23 protein-coding genes are annotated in these 21,466 nt (G+C 60.8%); 7 read left to right on the forward strand and 16 right to left on the reverse strand.

Annotated features, from left to right (window positions below):
• Window positions 1–115 precede the first annotated feature (115 nt).
• Window positions 116–295, forward strand: coding sequence for a hypothetical protein (locus tag SIB83_RS03285; RefSeq protein ID WP_413746779.1), 180 nt, complete (start codon window positions 116–118; stop codon window positions 293–295).
• Here the strand turns inward: SIB83_RS03285 and larB are convergent.
• Genes larB through era form a run of 6 tightly spaced genes read right to left on the reverse strand, consistent with a single transcriptional unit; the run spans window position 286 to window position 4,081 of the window.
• Window positions 286–951, reverse strand: coding sequence for a nickel pincer cofactor biosynthesis protein LarB (larB, locus tag SIB83_RS03290; protein ID WP_413746780.1), 666 nt, complete (start codon window positions 949–951; stop codon window positions 286–288). The two genes, SIB83_RS03285 and larB, sit on opposite strands and share 10 nt — an antisense overlap.
• Window positions 948–1,394, reverse strand: a complete 447-nt coding sequence (locus SIB83_RS03295; RefSeq protein WP_413403624.1) for a TIGR03792 family protein — start codon at window positions 1,392–1,394, stop codon at window positions 948–950. The genes larB and SIB83_RS03295 overlap by 4 nt, the downstream gene beginning before the upstream one ends.
• Window positions 1,391–1,876: a 2-C-methyl-D-erythritol 2,4-cyclodiphosphate synthase gene (ispF, locus tag SIB83_RS03300; RefSeq protein WP_413403625.1), complete on the reverse strand. Its 486-nt coding sequence runs from the start codon at window positions 1,874–1,876 to the stop codon at window positions 1,391–1,393. Before ispF ends, SIB83_RS03295 begins: the two co-directional genes overlap by 4 nt.
• A 12-nt stretch (window positions 1,877–1,888) precedes the next feature.
• On the reverse strand, window positions 1,889–2,617 hold the full coding sequence (trmD, locus tag SIB83_RS03305) for a tRNA (guanosine(37)-N1)-methyltransferase TrmD (protein ID WP_413403626.1): 729 nt from the start codon (window positions 2,615–2,617) through the stop codon (window positions 1,889–1,891).
• A 3-nt stretch (window positions 2,618–2,620) separates the two neighbouring features.
• A complete protein-coding gene (locus tag SIB83_RS03310) occupies window positions 2,621–3,133 on the reverse strand; it encodes a phycobiliprotein lyase (RefSeq protein ID WP_413746781.1) in 513 nt (170 codons plus the stop codon).
• A gap of 3 nt (window positions 3,134–3,136) precedes the next feature.
• On the reverse strand, window positions 3,137–4,081 hold the full coding sequence (gene era, locus SIB83_RS03315; RefSeq protein ID WP_413747275.1) for a GTPase Era: 945 nt from the start codon (window positions 4,079–4,081) through the stop codon (window positions 3,137–3,139).
• A gap of 65 nt (window positions 4,082–4,146) precedes the next feature.
• Between era and SIB83_RS03320 the strand changes: the two genes are divergently transcribed.
• A complete protein-coding gene (locus SIB83_RS03320) occupies window positions 4,147–4,665 on the forward strand; it encodes a hypothetical protein (protein WP_413403628.1) in 519 nt (172 codons plus the stop codon).
• A 239-nt stretch (window positions 4,666–4,904) separates the two neighbouring features.
• Here the strand turns inward: SIB83_RS03320 and SIB83_RS03325 are convergent, their stop codons facing one another.
• The 6 genes from SIB83_RS03325 to SIB83_RS03350 form a co-directional block, all read right to left on the reverse strand.
• Entirely contained in the window at window positions 4,905–6,308 is a 1,404-nt protein-coding gene (locus SIB83_RS03325; protein ID WP_413746782.1) for a sugar porter family MFS transporter, read from the reverse strand.
• A gap of 140 nt (window positions 6,309–6,448) precedes the next feature.
• The gene (locus tag SIB83_RS03330; protein ID WP_413403631.1) at window positions 6,449–7,204 is read right to left on the reverse strand and encodes a Bax inhibitor-1 family protein; all 756 of its coding nucleotides are present in this window, start codon (window positions 7,202–7,204) and stop codon (window positions 6,449–6,451) included.
• Between the two features lie 52 nt (window positions 7,205–7,256).
• Window positions 7,257–8,288, reverse strand: coding sequence for a PhoH family protein (locus tag SIB83_RS03335; RefSeq protein WP_413403632.1), 1,032 nt, complete (start codon window positions 8,286–8,288; stop codon window positions 7,257–7,259).
• An 8-nt stretch (window positions 8,289–8,296) separates the two neighbouring features.
• Entirely contained in the window at window positions 8,297–8,680 is a 384-nt protein-coding gene (gene rpsP, locus SIB83_RS03340; RefSeq protein ID WP_413746783.1) for a 30S ribosomal protein S16, read from the reverse strand.
• 77 nt (window positions 8,681–8,757) lie between these two features.
• Window positions 8,758–10,215 carry a signal recognition particle protein gene (gene ffh / locus SIB83_RS03345; protein ID WP_413403634.1) on the reverse strand — a complete coding sequence of 486 codons (1,458 nt, stop codon included), beginning with the start codon at window positions 10,213–10,215 and terminating at the stop codon, window positions 8,758–8,760.
• Window positions 10,216–10,302: 87 nt separating this feature from the next.
• Complete coding sequence (locus SIB83_RS03350; RefSeq protein ID WP_413746784.1) at window positions 10,303–12,480, reverse strand: IMS domain-containing protein; 2,178 nt, start codon at window positions 12,478–12,480, stop codon at window positions 10,303–10,305.
• A 46-nt stretch (window positions 12,481–12,526) separates the two neighbouring features.
• Between SIB83_RS03350 and pdhA the strand changes: the two genes are divergently transcribed.
• The gene (pdhA, locus tag SIB83_RS03355) at window positions 12,527–13,630 is read left to right on the forward strand and encodes a pyruvate dehydrogenase (acetyl-transferring) E1 component subunit alpha (protein ID WP_413403636.1); all 1,104 of its coding nucleotides are present in this window, start codon (window positions 12,527–12,529) and stop codon (window positions 13,628–13,630) included.
• Window positions 13,631–13,641: 11 nt separating this feature from the next.
• Here pdhA and SIB83_RS03360 read toward each other — a convergent pair whose 3' ends face one another.
• The 3 genes from SIB83_RS03360 to SIB83_RS03370 all read right to left on the reverse strand — a co-directional run bounded on the left by SIB83_RS03360 (window position 13,642) and on the right by SIB83_RS03370 (window position 17,253).
• Window positions 13,642–14,556 carry a histone deacetylase gene (locus SIB83_RS03360; protein ID WP_413403637.1) on the reverse strand — a complete coding sequence of 305 codons (915 nt, stop codon included), beginning with the start codon at window positions 14,554–14,556 and terminating at the stop codon, window positions 13,642–13,644.
• A 30-nt stretch (window positions 14,557–14,586) separates the two neighbouring features.
• On the reverse strand, window positions 14,587–15,528 hold the full coding sequence (locus SIB83_RS03365; RefSeq protein WP_413403638.1) for an RpoD/SigA family RNA polymerase sigma factor: 942 nt from the start codon (window positions 15,526–15,528) through the stop codon (window positions 14,587–14,589).
• A 153-nt stretch (window positions 15,529–15,681) separates the two neighbouring features.
• Window positions 15,682–17,253, reverse strand: coding sequence for an NAD(P)H-hydrate dehydratase (locus tag SIB83_RS03370; RefSeq protein ID WP_413746785.1), 1,572 nt, complete (start codon window positions 17,251–17,253; stop codon window positions 15,682–15,684).
• Between the two features lie 40 nt (window positions 17,254–17,293).
• Here SIB83_RS03370 and mnmA point away from each other — a divergent pair, with 40 nt between their 5' ends.
• A complete protein-coding gene (mnmA, locus tag SIB83_RS03375; RefSeq protein ID WP_413746786.1) occupies window positions 17,294–18,457 on the forward strand; it encodes a tRNA 2-thiouridine(34) synthase MnmA in 1,164 nt (387 codons plus the stop codon).
• Here the strand turns inward: mnmA and SIB83_RS03380 are convergent.
• Window positions 18,387–19,904, reverse strand: coding sequence for an apolipoprotein N-acyltransferase (locus SIB83_RS03380; RefSeq protein ID WP_413406538.1), 1,518 nt, complete (start codon window positions 19,902–19,904; stop codon window positions 18,387–18,389). The two genes, mnmA and SIB83_RS03380, sit on opposite strands and share 71 nt — an antisense overlap.
• Window positions 19,905–19,958: 54 nt before the next feature.
• Here SIB83_RS03380 and SIB83_RS03385 point away from each other — a divergent pair, with 54 nt between their 5' ends.
• From SIB83_RS03385 to sodN, 3 genes are read left to right on the forward strand one after another with little or no spacing between them, the layout of a single operon-like run.
• On the forward strand, window positions 19,959–20,288 hold the full coding sequence (locus SIB83_RS03385) for a phasin family protein (RefSeq protein WP_413403641.1): 330 nt from the start codon (window positions 19,959–19,961) through the stop codon (window positions 20,286–20,288).
• Between the two features lie 35 nt (window positions 20,289–20,323).
• Window positions 20,324–20,926 carry an FKBP-type peptidyl-prolyl cis-trans isomerase gene (locus tag SIB83_RS03390; RefSeq protein WP_413406540.1) on the forward strand — a complete coding sequence of 201 codons (603 nt, stop codon included), beginning with the start codon at window positions 20,324–20,326 and terminating at the stop codon, window positions 20,924–20,926.
• A gap of 43 nt (window positions 20,927–20,969) precedes the next feature.
• Window positions 20,970–21,443 (forward strand): superoxide dismutase, Ni, encoded by a 474-nt coding sequence (gene sodN, locus SIB83_RS03395; RefSeq protein ID WP_413746787.1) that lies wholly within the window; start codon window positions 20,970–20,972, stop codon window positions 21,441–21,443.
• The last annotated feature ends 23 nt before the right edge of the window (window positions 21,444–21,466 follow it).

Consider the following 21,466-nt stretch of genomic DNA (forward strand, 5'->3'; position numbering starts at 1 on the left):
AGCAGTCGGCAAAGGGATAGCTCGGCGACGCAGATGATCACGATCCGGAAGCTGAATCGTCCCCACTTGTCCTGGGCACAACCTTCGCGCAAGGTGCACATGTCGCTCCTTCACGATGCGCGCGCGTTCACCTCAATGGGTTAACTCCACCGTTCTGGTTGAGGCGCTGCAACGCTACGAACAAAACCTGTTGCCGCGATCGATGCGGCTGTGGGTTGAGGCCATGCTGGACATTGATCCCGATGCCCCGATGCAACCACTGTTGACCGGGCAGCCCCACTCCTCTCAGGTCTGAGGCGAAGCTCCTCTGAGGATGCGCAAGGCCGCCATGGCAGCGCCGTAGCCGTTGTCGATATTCACGACACTCAGGCCTGGAGCACAGCTGGCGAGCATGCCATCGAGAGCCGCCCGACCACCGGCACTGACCCCATAGCCCACCGACACCGGGACGCCGATCACCGGCTGAGGCACCAGACCGGTGAGCACCGTCGGCAGCGCTCCCTCCATGCCTGCACAGGCAATCAGAACCCGCATCGATCGGAGCTCTGGCAGAACATCCAGCAGGCGATGCAAACCGGCAACCCCCACATCGAGGAACGAGGCGGTGGCAACTCCATGCACCCTCAGTGCCAGAGAGGCCTCTTCAGCGACACGGCGATCACTGGTGCCACCACTCAAAACCGCCACCGCTGCAGCTTCTGCAGCGGCTGGAATCTCGCCCAGGGTGAGACAGGCCGCATGCTCATGCACCTGAACAGCAGGGCAGAGATCCCGCACAGCCGCTGTCTTGATTGCATCCACTCTGGTCACCAGAGCAAGTTCGCCGGCCGTCTGCATGCTGCGCAGGATGGCCACAATTTGATCAGCACTCTTGTGCTCACCCCAAATCGCTTCAACCATGCCAAGCCGATGGCGGCGCGTTAAATCCAGGCGTGCCTCCCGGAGCGTCACGGCGGCAGCAACTCTCCTTCAAACACCAACGGGAAGGGATTGCCTTTCGTCTGCCCAGTGGATTCACGGGCCAGTTGCTCGAAACGCTCCTGAACCGCCTCTACCTCATGTTCTGGAATGGCTTTCCAGGCATCGCGGCTGCTCCAGCGGATCAACAGGGTGCCTTCCTCAGTCTCTGGATCCCAGAGCAGATCACGACCGATGAATCCTTCCTGCCGGGCCAGCCAAGGTTCCCAGCTGCCGCTTTCGGCTTCCAACCAGGCCTTGCGTCCTTCACTGGGAACCTGAATGCGCAGGTGCTCGATGATGGCGACGTCGTAGCCACCATCAGGATCCGGGAAGGCCGCCAGGCTGATATCGGGATGGCCGGAAAGCAGAATCAGCACCGCCAGACAAGTGGCGACCACATTAAGGAGATTTCCGCATCGATGCTGCTGGCTCATGGTCTGGTCAGCAATGCAACGGCATGGCAAGACATGCCCTCTTCCCGACCCTCGGGTCCAAGCCGCTCGTTGGTGGTCGCCTTCACCCCCACCTGATCAGGATCAAGACCCATGCGCAGGGCGATCGCCCCACGCATGGCCTCAATATGCGGCTTGAGCTTGGGGCGTTCAGCGATCACAACGGAATCCACATTCACAATCTGCCAGCCGCGTTCCTTCACCAGCGCCACAACCTGCTCCAGCAGCTCCAGGCTGTCTGCACCCTTCCAACGTGGATCGGTGGGAGGGAAATACTTGCCGATATCGCCGAGCGACAACGCACCGAGCAATGCATCCATCACTGCATGGACGAGGACGTCGGCATCGCTGTGACCATCGAGCCCCAGACCATCCGGATGCTCCAGAAGCTGACCACCCAGGATCAACGGGCGCCCCTCGACCAAACGGTGGGTGTCGTATCCGTTGCCGATGCGGAGGTTCATGCGTGCTGGCGGTCAGTTCATGCCGTCATCGTCATTCTCAACGTTGGAGCGCCGGTTCCAGCGATCCAGCAGATCCGGGCGACGATTCGCTGTGCGCTGTTCACGTTGCTGCTGACGCCAACGGGCAATGGCGGCGTGGTCTCCACTGCGCAGCACATCAGGCACGCTCATCCCCCTGAAGTCGGCCGGGCGCGTGTAATGCGGGTGTTCCAGCAGCAGGTCGCTGTGGCTTTCATCCACCAGTGACGCCGCTGTTCCCACGGTTCCAGGCAACAGACGCACAACGCCGTTGATGATCGTCATGGCCGGCAGCTCCCCGCCCGTAAGGACGAAATCGCCAAGCGACACCTCCTCATCCGCCAGGGAACGAATGCGTTCATCAAAACCCTCGTAGTGACCGCAGAGCAGCACCAGCTGGTCGTGGCTCTCCGCCCAGCGCTGCAGATCAGCCTGGATCAAAGGCCGACCCTGCGGCGTCATCAGCAGCACCCTGCGCTGAGAGCAGACAGGAATTGACTCGAAGGCAGCGAAAACGGGCTCCGGCTTGAGCACCATGCCAGCACCGCCGCCATAGGGTTCATCGTCAACCTTGCGGTAGCGGTCCGTGGCGTGATCTCGAGGATTATGCAGATGCAGCTCTGCCCGCCCGGCAGCAAAGGCTCTGCCGATCACCCCAAGCTCACCGAGCAGCGTAAACGCCTGAGGCGCCAGGCTGATCACATCCAGGCGATAGGCCGCCACGATTCAGCTCTGAGGGGATGACACGCGCCGGATCTCTGAGCAGAAGCGCGCCTGAAGTGGGGTCCCGTCCATCGCGATGGCTGTGGTGCTGCGCAGACGCAGATTGGGCTTGATGAACCAGATCCGCTCCAGCACCGTGGCCGCCGAGTCAACGTCGTTGAGTTCGAGCTCGAGGCTGGAATCTGCACGCAGTTGCCAGCGGCCGCTGCGCTCTTTTTCGTCGACGGCAACAACAAGATCCCCATCGCCGCGGAAACACAGCTTGCTTGCTGCTCCATCAGCAGGCTGAACCGACAGGACGGTGTCATCAGCCTGACCATCGAGGCTCACGGTCACCTCACCACGATCGCTTGAATGCCAGTCATCCTCGGGGCCATTGAGGTCAAAACGGCTGCGCAGGCTCATCCACGACCCCACACACAGCGTGAGGAATGCATGCAGATCAGCTGGTGGGAAAGCGGTCTCATCCATCAGCCCATCTTCGCAGGGCAGGGCTCTGCTCCACAGGATGGCCACGCATCAGAGGCGCTCCTCGGCGTAGCCAAGCTCCGCCAGCCGCTGGGGCTTGCTGCGCCAGTCCGCCACCACCTTCACGAACAGCTCCAGATACACAGGCCCGTCGATCAGGTTCTGCATCTGCAGGCGTGCGCCCTGGCCGATGGTCCGGAGCATGGCGCCGCCCTTTCCGATCAGAATGCCCTTCTGGCTCTTGCGCTCCACCAGCACGGTGGCCAGAACGGCGGTCCGCGCCTTGCTTTTCCCGCGCGCCGGCATGTCTTCAACCCGGTCGATACTCACCGCCACGCTGTGGGGAATCTCTTCACGGGTGTGCATCAGCACCTGCTCACGGATCAACTCAGCCATGAGCAGCTTTTCGGGCTGATCACTCACCATCTCAGGGGGATAGAGCTGCGGGCCCTCCGGCATCAGAGCACTCACGGCGGCCACGAGTTCCGGGCAGCCACCACCGTTCAGAGCTGAACAATGGTGGACTGGCCAGTTTGTCTCCTCAAGCAGATCGCGATAGGCAGCATCAGCCTCAGGCTTGCGATCCAGGGGAACTCGGTCCCACTTGTTCAGCACCACCTGCACAGGCAGTCGCTGCTGACGCAGAAGATTGACGATGAAAGCATCACCACGGCCTGGGGGTTCGCAGCCCTCCAGCAGGAGCAACACCTGATCCACTTCCCCGATGGCAGCTCGCGCGCTCTGAACCAGGCGCTCTCCAAGCAGATGATGCGGCTTGTGGATCCCTGGAGTATCGACAAGGATCAGCTGAGACTCGGGCGTGGTGAGAATCGCTCTCAGCCTGTTGCGGGTGGTCTGTGCCACTGGTGACGTGATCGCCACCTTGTTGCCCACCAGTTGATTCACCAGCGTCGACTTACCCACATTGGGGCGTCCGATCAGGGCGACAAAACCCGAGCGGTAGCTGTCCGACAGCGATGTTGAGGCTGCATCCATCTCTTCAGCATCGCCTGCAGTCGGCAACCTGCCCATAGGCTTGTGGTCCCAGTCAGTTGCTGCTCATGACCCAGCGAGAACCGAGCTTCCAGGAAGCCATGGAGATCGCCGCCGGCTGGATGAAGCAATGGGACCTGGACGAAATCAGCGATGAAGTAATGGCTGACCGGGTCGGAGCACTCGTGGCCAGCCGTGATGGAGCCAGAGGCTTCTTCGTGGTGAGTCTTGCCGGTGACAGCGCCCTGATGGACAGGCTTCCGGATGCGTTGGTGATCAAATTGCGCGAGGCTGGAGACAGTGTTGTGGATCTCACTGCACGCAATCTCGCCATGAGCGCAGCCATGGCTGTGCACCACCGCAACAACAACGACGACGAGCAGGCAGCCGGTTCAGAGCGGGTGAATCAACGCTGCTCGGAACTTCTGCGTCAGCTTGATTCCCATCGCGTCAAGGACCGACTGGAGGTACTGCTGGAAGCAGCGCACCACAGTCGCGGCGAGGATCTGGCCTTTCTGGAGCGCTGGGGTTACGACGATCACCAGAAACGAGCCATCGGCGATGCCGTCCAGGCCGTTGCAGAGTGACTCCCTGCAGCACAAAACCCGAACAATGCAAGGGGGGATGGCGGGTGCCCACCAGATCTAGTGTGACGATCCATGAAGAATCCGCTTGCGACACTATTAGAGCATTCTGAAGTTGAGACAACTTCCGTCGCACCCTGATTACTGTTAACGCCATCGGCCGGGTGATGGGGATCAACCGATGTCGATGCCCCGGAGATAATCCGGGGTTTTTTATTGGCCGAAGCAGGTTGACCAACGCTTCAAGCCATCTCCTCCAGCTCCTTGCCTCGCGTCTCCCTGACCAGGAACAGCACGAAGAAGAAGGAGATGGCAGCCGCTGTGGCATAGAGGCCGTAGGCGAGAGCTGGTCCTGAAGACTTCAGCAACATCGGGAAGGTGGTGGAGATCAGGAAGTTCGCGAGCCAGTTCACCGTGGCCGACAATCCCAGCGCGATCGCCCTGATGCGGTTGTTGAACATCTCACCGAGCAGGACCCACATCACAGGTCCCCAGGAGAACCCAAAGGCAAACACGAACACATTCGCTGCAATGAGCGCGAGCCAGGAGGAGACTCCGGTTAACTGAGGCATGCCAGCCACCACCGGGGCTCCGGAGAACGTCGAGCTCATCAGCCCCAGGCTGATCGTCATCACCACCGAACCAAGCAGCAGCAGTGGCCTTCGCCCGAGGCGGTCGATGGTGGCGATGGCCAGAAACGTGGTCACCACATTGGTCACTGCCGTGATCACGCTGACGCTGAGGCTGTCGGTGGTGCTGAAACCAACCGACTGCCACAGATCACTGGAGTAGTAGAAGATCACATTGATGCCAACCAGCTGCTGGAAGATCGCCAGCAGGACACCAGTCCACACGATCGGTAACATACCGGATCGGCGGCTGAACAGTTCCCTGATCGAGCCACCGCCGCCCTCTCCCTGGCTGGTCTGAATGCGGTCGATCACGGTCTCGGGTGATTCACCGATCGTGCGAGAGATCACCGTTCTCGCCTGATCCAGATCACCGATCCGCACCAGATAGCGAGGACTTTCGGGAATCCGCAACACGAGAAATCCATACAACAGAGCAGGAACCACCTCAGCCATCAACATCCAGCGCCAGGCCGCCATCGGACCCAGCTGAGACATGGGGTCCTGATCGGGAGTGGCCAGGACAATCAGATAGTTGAACAGCAGTGAGAGAAAAATCCCCAGCACAATCGCCAGCTGCTGGAGAGATCCGGTGCGCCCTCGCATCGACGCTGGAGAGATTTCAGCGATGTAGGCCGGAGCGAGCACACTGGCGAAGCCCACGGCCACTCCACCGAGCACACGCCAGACCACAAGGTCCATCAAGTTCGGTGCCAGAGCCGAACCGACTGAACTGAGAAGAAACAGCACGGCTGCCAGCAGCATGCTGGGTCGACGCCCGATGCGGTCCGCCAGCCATCCTGCCCCGATCGCTCCGGCCGCAGACCCCAGCAGGGCCGATGACACGGTGAATCCCAGCACTGACGCCGAGATCTGAAACGTTGCCTCAATGGATGAGACCGCACCGTTGATCACGGCCGTGTCGTAGCCGAACAGGAAGCCACCCAGGGCCGCGCTGATCGCAATGCTCAGGATCGTGAAAACCCGCTGTTGATCGGCTTCAGTGCGATGTTGCATGCCCGTAGGAGAACATCAGTGATCTCAATTCAGCGAAAGATTCTGTTGTTGTCCGGTGAATGTCACACCCTGAGATATCGGACATCAAAAAACCCCGGTTGTTGCCGGGGTTTCTCTGTAATTAATTCAAAGGCTCTGAATCAGTCGCGTCGATCACCACCCTGAATGGCAATGATCAAACGCAGAATGAACACGAAGAGATTGATGTAGGTGAGATACATCCCCAGAGCGCCTGCCAGATACTGATCATCCCGGTAGGTGCGAGGCATCGTGTAGAAGTCAACGAAGGCCATTCCCACGAAAAGGACCGTTCCAAAGCCGGCAATCATCAATTCAAAAGTGCCCTGCTGGAACATCGCCGGTGCGAAGAATCCACCGATGAATTGCACCACCATGGCAATGATCAAGCCGATGAGGCCAAGACCAACAACTCCGGACAGGGCCTGACCCACGCTGTCACTCATGTTTTTGCCGACAACCGAGGCGATCACAAAGGTCAACCCTGTCGCGATGACAGCCGTCGCAATCGAACCCATGCCCGCAACCTGATAAGCGAGCCCAACAATTCCGCTGAGTGTGAAGCCGGTAAGCAGACTGAAGGCCGAAAGCAGCGGCAGAGCCTTGGCGTTGTTGGCGTTATTGGCGGCGCTACTTGCCAGGAAGAAAAGAACAATCTCCCCAATGAAGGCAGCAATAAACAGAGGGAAGAACAGAGGGCTGCCCGCCTGACCGATGGCGGGCATGGGCTGCATTGAGAGACCACCGAGGACCCCCAGAGCGGTCAACACCATGCCACCACCCACATAAGGAAGTGCTTTATTGACCACATTGGGGCCAATCAGCGCACTGGACTGGGCCTCGCGGATGGCGTTTTGGAAATTGCTGCTGGCTGGCATATCACCCCAGATCACTCGCCATATCTTGCCAGTTCCAACCAGGTTGTGGTTTTCAGCCCGGTGCGGATCTCCCCATCGAACGCCGCATCGGTCTTGCCTCCCGACGGGGATGGCTCTTGTCTCGCCGTGCGTAGGCATCCACCACTCGCTGCACCAGCGGATGACGGACCACATCAGCCGATGTGAGACGGCAGACGGCCACACCCTCAACCCCATCCAGCACCTCTGAAGCTTCCACCAGACCGCTGAGCTGACCTGGTGGTAGATCCACCTGGGTGATGTCTCCAGTCACCACCATGCGGGAACGCTCCCCGAGACGGGTCAGCACCATGCGCATCTGGGCAGGCGTGGTGTTCTGTGCCTCATCGAGGATCACAAAGGATTCCGCCAGGGTTCTGCCGCGCATGTAGGCCAGGGGGGCCACCTCAATCACCCCTTTTTCCAGCAATGCTGCTGTTTTCTCCTGTCCGAGCAGCATGTGCAGAGCGTCGTAGAGCGGACGCAAATAGGGATCCACTTTCTGCTGAAGATCACCGGGCAGAAACCCCAGACGTTCGCCAGCTTCCACTGCCGGCCTGGTCAACACCAGCCGCTCCACCCTGCGCTCGGTGAGCATGCGGACGGCGAGAACTGTTGCCAGAAAGGTTTTACCGGTGCCGGCTGGACCCAGCGCGAAGGTGAGGTCATGCCGCTCCATCGACTCCACATACGCCTTCTGGCGCAAGGTGCGTGGACGAAGCAGACTGCCGCGCTGATTGCGCGCCAGCACCTGCTGGCCCATGGCCTCATGTTCTTGATTGCGACCGGTGTCCAGTGCCTGGAGCGCCGACTGCAGGTCCACCGGTGAAATCGATTCACCCTCCTGCCAGAACTTGCGAAGCAGCTCAACGACAGCGGCGGTGCGCTCTAGCTGATTTGGCCGGCCGCTGATCTCGAGCTGCAATCCACGCAGAACAAGTTTGGTGCCTGTCAAAGCCTCCAGTTGTCGCAGGGTTGCTGAAGAGGGGCCACCCGCTAGAGCAAGGGCGGCCTCGGCATGCGGCAGATCGAAGACGAAGCGACCAGGTGAGGTTGCTTCGGACATGCTGTCAATCAGCCTTCCGCACCGGCGGCTTCATCACCCGCTGTCTGCGCAGCGGCAGCTTTGGCCTCTGCAGCATCCTTGGCTGCCTGTTTGGCGTCGGCTTCGCGCTTGAGAGCCTGTTTGGCCTTGCCGACCACTTCTGCAGGTCGGACCTTCTTCTCAATCAGGCCGCCCTTTTCAAGCAAGGTGCGAACGACGTCGGTGGGCTGAGCTCCCTGGCTCAGACGTTCACGCAGAGCTTCGGCATCAAGGCGGGTCTCCTTGGTGCGAGGGTTGTAGTACCCCAGCTCCTGAAGAGGACGGCCGTCACGTCGCGAGGTGCTGTTGCAGGCCACGAGGCGGAAGCTGGCTTCCCGCTTCTTACCGAACCGCTTCAGGCGGAGCTTGATCATCGTGGCGCTGGCTGTGGGTTTGAACTGTTCGGCGCAGCTGAAAGTCGCGCCAAAGAACCAACTTAACCTGCCGCCGGTCAGAGATCGCCGAAGCCCTTCTTCTTCTTGACCGGGCGCTGTCGGCGAGGCGGTCCACCGCCACGACCGGCCGGCATGCCACCTGGCATCCCCGGCATTCCGCCTCCACCCATTCCAGGGAATCCGCCCATCCCCGGCATGCCGCCCATACCTGGCATCTGGCCCTGAGACATCTGCTGCATGAAACCGCGCATCTTCTGAAAGTCGGCCAGCACTTTGTCGACGTCGGCGGGCTGATGGCCGCTGCCACGGGCGATGCGGCGTCGACGGGAAGGCTCGCCGGCAAGCAGGTCGGGATTCTCCCTCTCCTGCTGCGTCATCGAACCGATCATCGCTTCGATCTTCTTGAGCTGCTGCTCCCCCTGCTTGAGCATGCCGTCATCGATCTTGTTCATGCCCGGGATCATCTTCATCAATCCGCCAAGCGATCCCATGCGCTTGATCAGGCGCATCTGCTTCACGAAATCCGAGAAATCAAACGTGGCCTCCTGCAGCTTTTTCTGCATCTGCTCGACGTCAGCGAGCTCCACCTCCTTCTGAGCTTTCTCCACAAGTGTGAGCACATCCCCCATACCGAGGATGCGACTGGCCATCCGTTCGGGATGGAAAGGCTGCAGGGCCTCCACCTTTTCTCCCGTACCGATGAACTTGATCGGTTGCCCGCTCACCTTGCGGATCGAAAGAGCGGCACCGCCGCGGGAATCACCGTCGAGCTTGGTCAGCACCGCTCCGGTGATCCCCACCTGGTCGTGGAAGGCCCGGGTGAGATCAGCCGCTTCCTGACCGATCATCGAATCGACGACGAGCAGCACTTCATCCGGCTGCACGGCGGTGCGGATCCGCACCATCTCCTCCATCATGTCGGTGTCGATCTGAAGGCGACCGGCGGTGTCGACCAGCAGCGTGTCGAAGCCTTCCTGCCTGGCCTTGGCAAGACCTGCCGCCGCGATGTCTTCGGGTTTGGCATCAGCACCAAGACTGAACACCTCAACTCCGATCTGTGCGCCGAGCGTTTTCAGCTGATCGATGGCGGCGGGACGGTACACATCAGCACCGACCATCAGCGCACGCCTGCCCTGGTCCTTGAGGTGGAGTCCGAGCTTGGCCGTCGCAGTGGTCTTGCCTGCGCCCTGCAGACCCGCCATCAGCACCACCGTGGGAGCCTGCTCCGCCTGCGCAAGAGGAGCGTTGTCACCACCCATCACCTCCACCAGCTGGTCATGCACCACCTGAATGAACTTCTGGTCTGGACTGACCCCGCGCACCACCTCCGCGCCTACGGCCTTTTCGCGCACCTCGGCGACAAAATCCTTGACAACCGGCAGACTTACGTCCGCTTCCAGCAGAGCCCGGCGCACATCCTTGAGCGCGCCGTCCACATTGGTGTCGCTGATCTGATCCTGGCCTCTCAGCCCCTTGACCGCGTCTTCAAAGCGGGCTGACAGCTCATCGAACATCGGCCGGGCATCAGTTTCAATCCACTGATCGTAAAAGTGGCAGGGACTGGAGGTGCAATCCGGATCTCCGCAACGCTGATCGGTCGATCAGACCGGTGCATAGGCCTGCAGACGCCAGCCGTCCTCATCCCTGCCGAGGATGTACTTCACCTTGATCGACTGTGGCGCGGTGCTGTTCACCACCGTTCCAGCAGCATTGACCGTCTCGTCGCTGTAATCCACATCGGCACGCAGCTCGATGCGATTCGGCGTACGGCTGATCACCCTCATGAAATCCACTGAGGCTTCAACCTTTTGGGTCAGCCCCGCTGACTGATCGTCAGCTCTCTGCAGACCCACCTGCTGGATCAGACCGGCCCGGGCGATGGGCTGAAGTTGTTCATCTGCGGTGCCCTTTCCGCCCAGAACAGAGGCTTTGCGATCCAGCCAGGCCTGAAGCAGAGCTTCCAGCTGAGCTTCGGAGGGACTTTCAGAACGAAGCACCGGATCTGCTTCCGACGCAGTGGCGGCAACGGGCTCCGGATCAGGCTCCTGTACGGGTTCAGGCACTGCATCTACAGCCGCAGTTTCCGTTGAGTCCTCTGTGGAATCCTGCTCTGATCCCTGCTGCAGCGTTTCTGCAGCAGGCTGTTTCGCCGGAGCATCGATCGATGGCTCACCAGCCAGCTGGGGCTGTTCGGCTTCACGACGAAGACCGACGACACTGAAGACGCCGATCACCACCACCACAGCGAGAAACACCCCGGACCCGATCCAAGTGGAACGGCTGGGTTGGGGCAGATCAGGCCATTGCATCTCAGGCCATCGCAGCTGCGGCATGGACGGAAGCGAGGGACGAGGCAGCGCCGGCCATGCAAAACCGGAGGCCGCCTCAACATCGTCGTCGTGCTCCGGTTCATCGCGCCTGGACCCGGACTCCACCGTGGGCAGCGGCAACGGCAGTGTTCCGTCGGGATCCACGGTCAGAGACGGCAAGTCATCCAGGGACCAGTCCCCGGGCTGCTCCTGACGCTCCAACCTCTCGACATAGGCCTGAACATCGCGATCGGCGAACCAGGCCTCAAGATCGATGGCTTGAGCATCGACATCCCGATACCCAGGTAGAACGTCCCTTCCCAGCCAGGTGCGGCAATAATCACAGAGCGCTGCCAGAGCATCTCCGGGATGGGCTGACAACCAGGTCTTCAGGGCCGGATCAGGGCTGCTTGCAAAGTGTCGCTCGGCCCGATCCACATCACCGAGAAGCAGATCAAGACATCCCTGCAGAGGCAGGGTGTCGAGACCCTCCAGATTCAGGTCCTGGAGTCGGGCGCGGGCGTCGTGAACCCGTTCGGGCTTGCGCTGGGAAAAACCGGCAGCCGCAAGGGCCATCACAACCAGGAAGGAGGCATCAGCCGAGCCGGCCTCCTGCAGGCGTCGGTAGAGATCCACCTGTTCCTGCACGGTCAGGAAGCGACGAATCTGCTGAAAGAACAGTTCAAAGGCACCCTGGTCCATCCCCGCGGGCAGGTCAGCGGTCTGCAGCCCTTCAAGCGCGCTCCCCTCGAGTCCGCCCCGGTCACTGATGAAGCTCTCCAGCATCATCAAGCCCTCCTGACGTGCCGATTGTTCCGCCAGATCACGACTGAGCAGATCGAGGATTCGGAACGGTCTGAGCCTGGAGAGATCGGTTTCCAGGACCTGTCTCTTCTCCGGAAGCTTGCCCATCCGCTGCAGCAGCTGCATGCCCTCCTGAAGCAGGTTGGCTGCTGACTCGTAGCGGCGCTGCTCCTGATCCTGGTCTGCAGCATCTCGAGCGGCAAGAGCCGCCAGCAATGCCAGGTCCGACTCCCTGCCACTGCCCAGAGCAGGAGCCTGAGGCGGCTGCAGGGCCTGACGGGCCAGCTGGAAGGCCTCGTGAGGCGCATGCGCCTCCCAGAGAAGCATCAGGCCAGCAACTTCCAAATTGGAAGAGAGTTCCAGACCGGCCATCTCCCCCGGATGATCCTGGCTGAGCTCCAGCAGCATCGCTTCGTAAGGCCCCCGGCGCTCCGGATCGGTGAGCAGGTCAGCGGACAACCGGAGCAGCTCAGCCCTCTGATTGAGTGACTCGTGGGTGAATCCCTGAGCAGGACAACGATCAATACGCAGCTGAAGTGCGCGCAACACGGCATCAGGTTCAGCCGATGGACTAACCCCCAGCAGACGGAAATGGTCGATGGGAAGGTCCACCAGCGTTGCAGCTATTGGCAGCAGACTGTAGGCAGTGTCAGGGATTTTGCCCATCCATCCGCCATGGACCCTTAAAGTCGGTGGTCAAACAGGTGGTGCCATGGGTCAGGACATCGCAATCGGCACGGAGTCGCGCAGCGCCTCCACCACCGACGGACAGTCTCTGCTTGGTGCACATGCGGAACGGCTCTCGACCCTGGTGACAGCTCAGAGAGCCAGCGTCGACCGGGACACCGGACTGGCGCTTTACCGCGACATGACCCTCGGACGACGCTTCGAGGACAAGTGCGCGGAGATGTACTACCGCGGCAAGATGTTTGGCTTCGTGCACCTCTACAACGGTCAGGAGGCCGTGAGCACGGGAGTGATCGGCGCCATGAAGCGTCAACACGACTGGTTCTGCAGCACCTACCGCGATCACGTCCACGCCCTCAGTGCCGGAGTTCCTGCCCGTGAGGTGATGAGCGAACTCTTCGGCAAGGAAACCGGTTGCAGCAAAGGGCGCGGAGGCTCGATGCACCTGTTTTCAAGAGAGCACCACCTGCTGGGCGGTTTCGCCTTCATCGGGGAAGGCATTCCGGTTGCCCTGGGTGCAGCCTTCACCAGCCGCTACAAGCGGGATGCCCTGGGCGACTCCAGCAGCAATTCCGTCACCGCGGCATTCTTCGGCGACGGAACCTGCAACAACGGGCAGTTCTTCGAGTGCCTGAACATGGCCCAGCTCTGGAAGCTGCCGATCATTTTCGTGGTGGAGAACAACAAATGGGCCATCGGCATGGCCCACGACCGTGCCACCAGCGATCCGGAGATCTGGCGCAAGGCCGGTTCTTTCGGAATGGCCGGAGAAGAGGTCGACGGCATGGACGTCCTGGCTGTTCGGGCCGCAGCCCAGCGGGCCGTCGAACGTGCACGGGCGGGAGAAGGCCCCACGGTGCTCGAATGCCTCACGTATCGCTTCCGGGGCCATTCACTGGCCGACCCGGATGAGCTGCGTGCGGAAGAGGAAAAACAGTTCTGGGCCAAACGCGATCCTCTGAAAGCCCTTGAACGCGATCTCGTCGGTTCCGGGCTGACCAGCAGTGAAGACCTGCGAGCAATTGAGAAGGAGATCGATGGCATCGTGCAGGACTGCGTCGACTTCGCCCTCAGTGCACCTGAGCCGGATGGCTCTGAACTGACCCGTTACATCTGGGCGGAAGACTGATGACAGGCTGATCAGAGCCCATGCAACCGGGCCTGGTCAGCTGCTGCCCTGAACACCAGCGCATGTCGTTTCACAAGAGGCGTCATCGCGTCGTACCCACCGCCAATCACCGTGGCAATAGGGATGTTTCGACGCAGACAGGACTCCAGCACCAGGTGATCCCTCTGCAGAAGCCCGACATCCGTTAATGCCAGTCGTCCCAGCCGGTCATCCCGGTGAGGGTCAACACCGGCGTTGTAGAGAACGAGCTGTGGATTCAGCCTGTCCAGCAGGTCGGGCAGATGGTCGCCGATCAAGGCGAGGTAATCCTGATCCTCCACCCCATCAGCGATCGGCAGGTCCAGATCACTGTTCTGCTTGCGAGCAGGAAAATTGGACGCGGCATGCGCTGAAAACGTGAACACCCGAGGCTCGTGCTGAAAGATCAGCGCGGTGGCATCGCCCTGATGCACGTCGAGATCCACCACCATGATTCGCGTAAGACCTTCCTGCTCAAGAAGCACACGGGCACAGATCGCTAGATCGTTGAAAATGCAGAATCCACTGCCATAACCAGGGAAGGCATGGTGGGTTCCACCGGCGAGGTGGCAGGCCAGGCCATGCTGCAGAGCTAATCGAGCTGTGAGCAGCGAACCACCGACGGCAAGAAATGTGCGCTGTACGAGAGGTGGAGTGGCAGGAAGCCCGATACGTCTCTGGGCCTGGCGATCCAGCTGGTCCCTCGCAAACGCCTCGTGATAAGCGCGGTCATGAACCAGTTCCAGCCATCGACGAGGCACTGGAAGCGGTCGATGCAACTGTTCGTCACAAGCCAGTCCTGTCTCTCTGAGACAACTGTTGAGCAAACGGAACTTTGCCATCGGAAATCGATGACTGCTTGGCAATGGAGCGCTGTAAAGCTCGTGGTAGACGAGCGGTGGTTTCAACGAGTCAAAGGTCTACTGAACTCTGAGCAATCAGAAGCTGGGTGCCACTCGGCGGGTGAGATTACGCAGTTTGCGCAAGGCCTTCAGTTCCACCTGACGGACACGTTCACGGGAGACATCGAGCAGACGACCGATTTCAGCCAATGTGTGGCGCTCATTGCCGTTGAGACCGAAACGGAGCGTGAGAACGTGCTGTTCCTGTTCACTGAGATGGCTCATCCAGCGCCCGAGCTGTTCGTGATGGATTCGCTGCTCAATCTTGTCGAGAGGCTCTCCCAGTGAAGAGTCAGCAATCAGGTCACCAAGGAAGCTGCGACCCTCTTCCCCATTCACCGGCGCATCGAGGCTGCTGGTGGTGAGAGCCTGTCTCAGCAGAGAGTCAAGCTCTGCAACGGGCATATCCATCGCTTCAGCAATCTCCAGCCGGCTTGGCATGGCACCAAGCTTGTGGGCCAGATCCAGGCTCACCTTGCGAATGGTGGTGAGACGTTCACTCAGATGCACCGGCAAGCGAATCGTGCGTGACTGACAGGCAATGGCACGCGTCATGCTCTGACGGATCCACCAGAAGGCGTACGTCGAGAACTTGTAACCACGGGTGGGGTCAAATTTCTCGACAGCTCGCTCAAGCCCGAGCGAACCCTCCTGAATCAGATCGAGAAGTTCAAGACCTTTTCCCTGATATTTCTTGGCAACACTGACAACCAGGCGCAGATTCGCTTTCATCATGCGCTGTTTTGCCCGCAGACCAACGCGAATAATTCTCTTTTGCTTGCCCGTGAACGTTTCACTGTCGGAAGGAATCGTTCCATCCTCGGTGAGTTGCATCAGCTGCTGAACCTGATTACCGAGCTCAATCTCCTCAGCGGGAGTGAGAAGTGGAATCCTGCCGATTGTGGCGAGGTACCAGCTGATCGGATCACTACTTCGTCGTTTCTGGGTTTCTGAAACCCCTGCCGCCGCTGAGACCATGGGGATGGATCTGTGTAGTACAGCGACTGTCCTATGAATTTCTCGATAAACGATGTGTTTTCAGCAACCCTTCAGATTCATGCGTGGAAAACGACACAAACCCCGCGAATCGTGTAAAAAATGTAGAAAAAACGACGCCAATCGAGCCTCGAATCAAGTTCGCAACACGAAACGCGTGAGACTCGCTAATTCATCCGAAATTGCACTTGCATCACTGCTTCGTGAGGATTGTCGAGCAGCGATGGCGTGCAGCAAGACGGATGCGGCGAGGTCCTCGGAGCTGACATCACCCTTGGCCGCCAGGCAGCGCGATCCCCAGCCGGCAGCGTGGCCGGCGAGAAGATCGCCAAGACCCGTGCGTGCCACGGCGGGGTCGGTTTCCGTGAGTTGCCTCACGTCTCCGCCAGGCGAGGCAATCACACTGTGAGCCCCCTTCAGCAACACCACAGCCCCTGAACAATCCGCCGCGGCCGCGGCCTGGTCCAGTGGAGAGTCATGCCAGCAATTGGGAAACAGACGCTCAAATTCAGTGGCATGGGGCGTAATCCAGGTCGGGCCGGATCGTTCCAGCAACCAGCGCCAGCCGTCATCAGCGGCAGCCAGTTGATTGAGGCCATCGGCATCGAGCACCAGCAGACCGGCGAATCTCAGCAGGGATTCCGCCCACTCCAGCCAATGCCCTTGCACCATGCCCAGACCAGGTCCGAGCAAGACGGCATCGAGACGGGTCAGAGCACACCGCTCAAAGGCTTCTCCCCAAACCAGTGATCCTTCGCGATCCGACGGGAGAGCCGATCTCAGAACCACCTCCGGAGCCTGCTGCCAGAGATGCTCCGCAACGCTTTCAGGCAGACAGGCCTCGACACTGCCGGCACCGCTCGCCAGGGCTCCACGCACCGCGAGGTGGGCTGCACCCCGGTAGCGCTCACTGCCAGCGATCAACAACAGACGCCCACGCTGATATTTCATCGCCGCGGGCAACTCCGGCGGCCGCGGCAGATCAGCAAGATCAATGGTCTGAAGGCGCAGCTTCGCTGGTGAGGAGAGCGACTGAGTGAGCGGAACGGGCACCGCAGGATCGATGCGGTGCAGGCGGCCCACATGCTGCAGAGCAGCGTCCTGCACCAGTCCGCGCTTGATCAATCCCACGCAGAGCGTGTCCGAAGCCATCGCGGCGCGTCCCTCGATCGGACAGCCCGTATCGGAATCCAGGCCAGCAGGAAGATCCAGGCTCACCAGGCGGCCGGGGCAATCACGCTGTCTGGTCTGAAGCAGATCGGCCAGATCCGCAGGCAATGGACGCTTCTGACCCAGACCAAACAGCGCCTCGATCCACAGGCCTCGTTCAGCTGGATCAGGGGGGGACTGCACTGCATCAGCACCGAGCCAGAGCAGATGGCGCCAGTGCTGCTGGGTGAGGGGCTGACGCGGTGGCATGGGCGCCCAGACCCGCACATCCACGCCGGCTTCCAGCAGCTTTCTTCCAACCACCAGTCCGTCCCCGCCGTTGTGGCCTGGCCCCACCAGCACCAAGACGCCGGAAGCCAGTAACTCAGAACGCGCCAGAAACCAGTCAGCCATGCGCTGACCCACCGTTTCCATCAGGGCCGCAACCGGCAGTCCAGTGGCCAGCCACTCCCTTTCAAGAGCGAGCATTTGATCGGCGGAGACCAGAAGATGGTCGGCATCAGCGGGTGGCCAGATCACTGCCGGGGACCATGGCACCTCACTATGGAAAGAGATTCCCGTTCATGCCCGCCCATCCATGTCGGCAGCGACGCCCAGCATTGCCGCCACCTCGGCCGGTGCCCAGGCCCTGGCTCGCCTGCAGGCCTGGCCTGGTGAGCACCGAACCGCGGTGGGCCTCTCGGGGGGAGTCGACAGTTCTCTCACCGCTGCCCTGCTGGTGGAGGCGGGCTGGGAAGTGGAAGGGCTGACGCTCTGGCTGATGAGCGGCAAAGGCGCCTGTTGCTCTGAAGGTCTGGTGGATGCGGCAGGAATCTGCGAACAACTGGGCGTGCCCCATCACGTCGTCGATTCACGCGACAACTTTGCGCGCGAAATCGTGGAGGGCTTGATCGAGGGGTATCAAGCTGGAATCACGCCCTTGCCCTGTTCACGCTGCAACCGATCGGTGAAATTCGGTCCGATGCTCGCCTGGGCACGGCAGGAGCGTGGACTTGAGCGTGTTGCCACAGGGCATTACGCCCGCATACGCCTGGATGAACGCACAGGTCGCTGGAAGCTTTTGCGGGGTCTGGACACCCGCAAGGACCAGAGCTATTTCCTTTACGACCTCAATCAGGAGGTGCTTTCCCGAGTGGTGTTTCCTCTGGGCGAACTCACCAAACCCGATACCCGGCTGGAAGCGGGTCGCCATGGGCTGCGCACCGCGGAGAAACCCGAAAGCCAGGACCTCTGCCTTGCCGATCATCACGGCTCGATGCGTGCATTCCTCGACGCCTATCTGCCGCCGCGACAAGGGGAAATCGTGCTTCGCAACGGCAAGGTTGTGGGCAATCACGATGGAATCGAACATTTCACCATCGGCCAGAGAAAGGGACTGGGTGTGGCGTGGAGCGAGCCTTTGCACGTCGTGCGCCTTGACGCGGCGATGAATCGTGTGGTGGTTGCACCCCGGGCCGAGGCAGGCCGCGCTTCCTGTGAGGTGGGTGCGATCAACTGGGTGTCGATCGCACCACCGCCCCCAGGATTCAGCAGCAGGGTGGAAGTGCAGGTTCGCTACCGCAGCGCGCCGGTGATGGCCGATCTCACCTGCATCGAAGCCACTGATGTCGATCAGGCCGGGCAACGCCCCCATCGATGCCAACTCAGATTCGACGAGCCCCAGTTCTCGATCACTCCTGGCCAGGCGGCGGTGTTTTACGAAGGCGAGTCCGTGCTGGGGGGAGGCCTGATCCAGACCTAGCCCTGAGCAGTAGACCAACCGCGACCATCAGCATCAGCCAGAGCGGCCACTCACGCCAGAGCGCATACAGCGTCAAACCATGTGCAGGCTCCGGCCTCACCTGCAGAAGCCCGGGCAGCATGGAGGGAAGCTCCGCCTCAACCACCCCTCTGTCGTCAAGGAGAGCGGTTGGGCCTGTGTTCGCAACCGAGACGAGCGACCTTGCGTTCTCAAGGCTGCGCAGTTGAGCCAGTGCCAGAAACTGTTGTTGCAACAGCAGCGGATAAGGATCGAGATTGGCTGCAGCCAGAATCCATTCCGCGCCATCGGCCACCGCTCTGGCCAGAGCCGTTCCATTACTGATCTCGTAACAGATGGCTACTGCAGCGGGTGGGCCGCCCCATTGCCAGAGCCTGGAGGGCTCACCCGACTGCAGGCCTCCGACCGCCGACAGTCCGGCAAGACCAGGCCAGGTGGGCATCCATTCGCCAACAGGCACCAGGCGGTGCTTGTCGATGCTGTTGGACGGCGCCTGCTTCTCCGAGCTCAGCAGCATCAGCGAACTGCGCTGCTGACCCGCCACAAAGCGGAAACCACCACTGATCAGAGGAATGTCCCCTTCGCGTTCACGCTCAAACTTCAGCGGGAGCGTCCCCTCAGGGGCGATCAACAGCTGAGCCCCGGCTTGTTGGGCGCTCTCCAAGGCCCTTTGCAGGCGAAGGGGCAGCTCTGTCTGCCGACGATCGCTGAATTTCTCTCGAGTCGGAATCGCCGGTTGCCAGAGAGCCATCGGCAATGCCGCTTCAGGCTCCCCCGGGCCTTGAGCCACTCCCATCAAGGCCAAAGCACCCAGGCCATGGGCCACCAGCAGGGCCAGAACACCCCGGCGCAGCAGGCTCCAGCGCTGCACTCCATCAACACGCACCACGACCCAGATCTGCCAGAGCCACCAGCCCAGCAACAACTGAACGGTTGCCAGGCCTCCGGCACCGAACCAGGCGGCCAGACCTGCAAGCCAGCGATCAGCCGGCAGAACGCTTCCGCCAACACCGATCCAGAAGAGAGGCCCTCTGGCGAGAAGTGTCTCGCTCAGGCCCCAGATCAGAGACAGAGCCAGTGCCTGCCGCAGGCCGCAGCGGCCAGGCAACCAGCGCGCCAACAGGCTCCATCCCCCCACGAGCAGCGCTGCGGCAAGAACACAGGCCAACCAGACCATGAGCGCAAGCGGAAGACTCAAGGGCGCTGGAACCCCTAGCCAGGTCAGCGGATGAAGGGCGATCAGCCAGCGATGGCTGATGCCGACAGCCATCGAGGCCCAGAGCGCTGCTGCCAGTGGTGATCGCACGACCGACCACAGCAGGGCAAGGGCGGGAACCATCCACCAGAGGCCTGAAAAGCAGAGGCCGAGTCCCGCCAGAACACCACCGCTCAGGCCCCTGAGCAACAGCAGGGATCGGTCATTGCCCATGGTCAGCACCATTGGATGCCGTCATCCTGAAATCAGACTGAACTGCGATTCTCAATGGAGACCGCTAATCCCCTCCAGCAATTGCTGCTGCGTGGCCTGGGAACCACAACACTGGTGACCGACCGGCTGCGTTATGTGACCCAGGAATGGGTCAGCAGTGGGCGCCTGGACGCGAGTCATGCCTCCGCACTCGTGGATGACGTCCTGAAGGCTCTGCGCGGCGAGACTCCAGAGCTTGAGCAGCAAATGGGACGCAATCTCGAGCGCAACCGCGACAACCTGCTTCAGGATCTGGGTCTGGCCAGTCAGAAGGAACTTGATGAACTGCGCGGTCGTATCGACCGACTCGAGCAACAGGTTCGCCAGCGTGAGCGACAGGACTGAGCCTGCCAGAATCGACAGGAATGAACGGACCTCCAGTGCGAGACATTCTGATCAGTTCCGCGGTCTGCGTGGCCTGCCTGATCGTGGCTCTTGTGAGTCAGATCGTGGCTCCCTCCACCGTGATCGCTGCAGCGCCGGCAGCGCAGCCGGCCATCGTCAAGACCGCCGGTCTGACCACCGCATCCAGTCCGATGGAACTGGATCCCGATGAGACCAATCCCACCCTTTTCGCCATGGCCCCAGATTCCAACCAAGCCGATGCCTCGGCTCTCGGAGGCCCCATGAGCGCCGACAAAACTCAGATTCTGGCCAGCGGACTTCGTATCACTGACCTTGAAGTCGGCTCCGGGCCTGAGGCCACCGCCGGTCAGACCGTTGTGGTGCATTACCGAGGAACACTGGAGAACGGAAAACAGTTCGATGCCAGCTATGACCGCGGCAAACCCTTCTCCTTCCCCCTGGGACGCGGCCAGGTGATCAAGGGTTGGGATGAAGGTGTCCAGGGCATGAAAGTGGGCGGCAAGCGCAAACTGGTCATCCCGCCTGAACTCGGTTACGGCACGCGCGGAGCCGGCGGCGTGATTCCGCCGAACGCCACTTTGATCTTTGAGGTCGAGTTGCTCGACATCAAGTCTTGAGTGCCAGTTAGGCTGAGAGAACGGCAGTTGACCATCCACCCACATGTTCCGCACGGCACTCTCAGCCATCTTTCGCGCACTACCAGCTGAAGCAGCACAAGCCCACTGCGACGGTCCTTGTGGGGTCTATGACCCGGCTTCAGCGCGTGTTGCAGCGGAAGCTGTTCTTTCGATGACCAAGAAGCTCAAGGCCATCGAGGCTACAGCGGCAGGCGACGCGGCTGCCCTTGCCACCTACAACAACACGTTTTCCCGCTACGTGGCGATCAAGGAAGAGGAGGCCACCAAGGCCAAGAAAGAGCTGATGATCCTCTGGACGGATTATTTCAAGCCCGATCATCTGGCCACCTTCCCCGATCTGCATGACACATTCTGGAAAGCAGCCAAGCTCTGCAGTGCCTGCAAGGTCAACATCGATCAGGGCAAAGCGGAGGAGCTGATGGCTGCCGTTGAAAAAATCCATGGCATGTTCTGGAAGTCGAAAGGGCGTAACGACGCCTGGGTCACCGCATCCTGAGTGCCTCATCATTTGGGTGAACC

The organism is Synechococcus sp. MIT S9507 (assembly GCF_047304715.1).
In the GTDB taxonomy this organism is placed as follows: Bacteria; Cyanobacteriota; Cyanobacteriia; order PCC-6307; family Cyanobiaceae; genus Synechococcus_C.

Bases quoted from the DNA above. Each gene is read 5' to 3' on its own strand.
- SIB83_RS03365 (WP_413403638.1), bottom strand. From the start codon at position 15,528: ATGGTCTCAGCGGCGGCAGGGGTTTCAGAAACCCAGAAACGACGAAGT.
- SIB83_RS03335 (WP_413403632.1), bottom strand. From the start codon at position 8,288: ATGTCCGAAGCAACCTCACCTGGTCGCTTCGTCTTCGATCTGCCGCAT.
- mnmA (WP_413746786.1), top strand. From the start codon at position 17,294: ATGTCGGCAGCGACGCCCAGCATTGCCGCCACCTCGGCCGGTGCCCAG.
- SIB83_RS03330 (WP_413403631.1), bottom strand. From the start codon at position 7,204: ATGCCAGCCAGCAGCAATTTCCAAAACGCCATCCGCGAGGCCCAGTCC.
- ispF (WP_413403625.1), bottom strand. From the start codon at position 1,876: ATGAACCTCCGCATCGGCAACGGATACGACACCCACCGTTTGGTCGAG.
- SIB83_RS03380 (WP_413406538.1), bottom strand. From the start codon at position 19,904: ATGGGCAATGACCGATCCCTGCTGTTGCTCAGGGGCCTGAGCGGTGGT.
- sodN (WP_413746787.1), top strand. From the start codon at position 20,970: ATGTTCCGCACGGCACTCTCAGCCATCTTTCGCGCACTACCAGCTGAA.
- SIB83_RS03385 (WP_413403641.1), top strand. From the start codon at position 19,959: ATGGAGACCGCTAATCCCCTCCAGCAATTGCTGCTGCGTGGCCTGGGA.
- rpsP (WP_413746783.1), bottom strand. From the start codon at position 8,680: ATGATCAAGCTCCGCCTGAAGCGGTTCGGTAAGAAGCGGGAAGCCAGC.
- ffh (WP_413403634.1), bottom strand. From the start codon at position 10,215: ATGTTCGATGAGCTGTCAGCCCGCTTTGAAGACGCGGTCAAGGGGCTG.
- era (WP_413747275.1), bottom strand. From the start codon at position 4,081: ATGGATGCAGCCTCAACATCGCTGTCGGACAGCTACCGCTCGGGTTTT.
- SIB83_RS03325 (WP_413746782.1), bottom strand. From the start codon at position 6,308: ATGCAACATCGCACTGAAGCCGATCAACAGCGGGTTTTCACGATCCTG.
- SIB83_RS03295 (WP_413403624.1), bottom strand. From the start codon at position 1,394: ATGAGCCAGCAGCATCGATGCGGAAATCTCCTTAATGTGGTCGCCACT.
- SIB83_RS03285 (WP_413746779.1), top strand. From the start codon at position 116: ATGCGCGCGCGTTCACCTCAATGGGTTAACTCCACCGTTCTGGTTGAG.
- pdhA (WP_413403636.1), top strand. From the start codon at position 12,527: ATGGGTCAGGACATCGCAATCGGCACGGAGTCGCGCAGCGCCTCCACC.
- SIB83_RS03350 (WP_413746784.1), bottom strand. From the start codon at position 12,480: ATGGGCAAAATCCCTGACACTGCCTACAGTCTGCTGCCAATAGCTGCA.
- SIB83_RS03320 (WP_413403628.1), top strand. From the start codon at position 4,147: ATGACCCAGCGAGAACCGAGCTTCCAGGAAGCCATGGAGATCGCCGCC.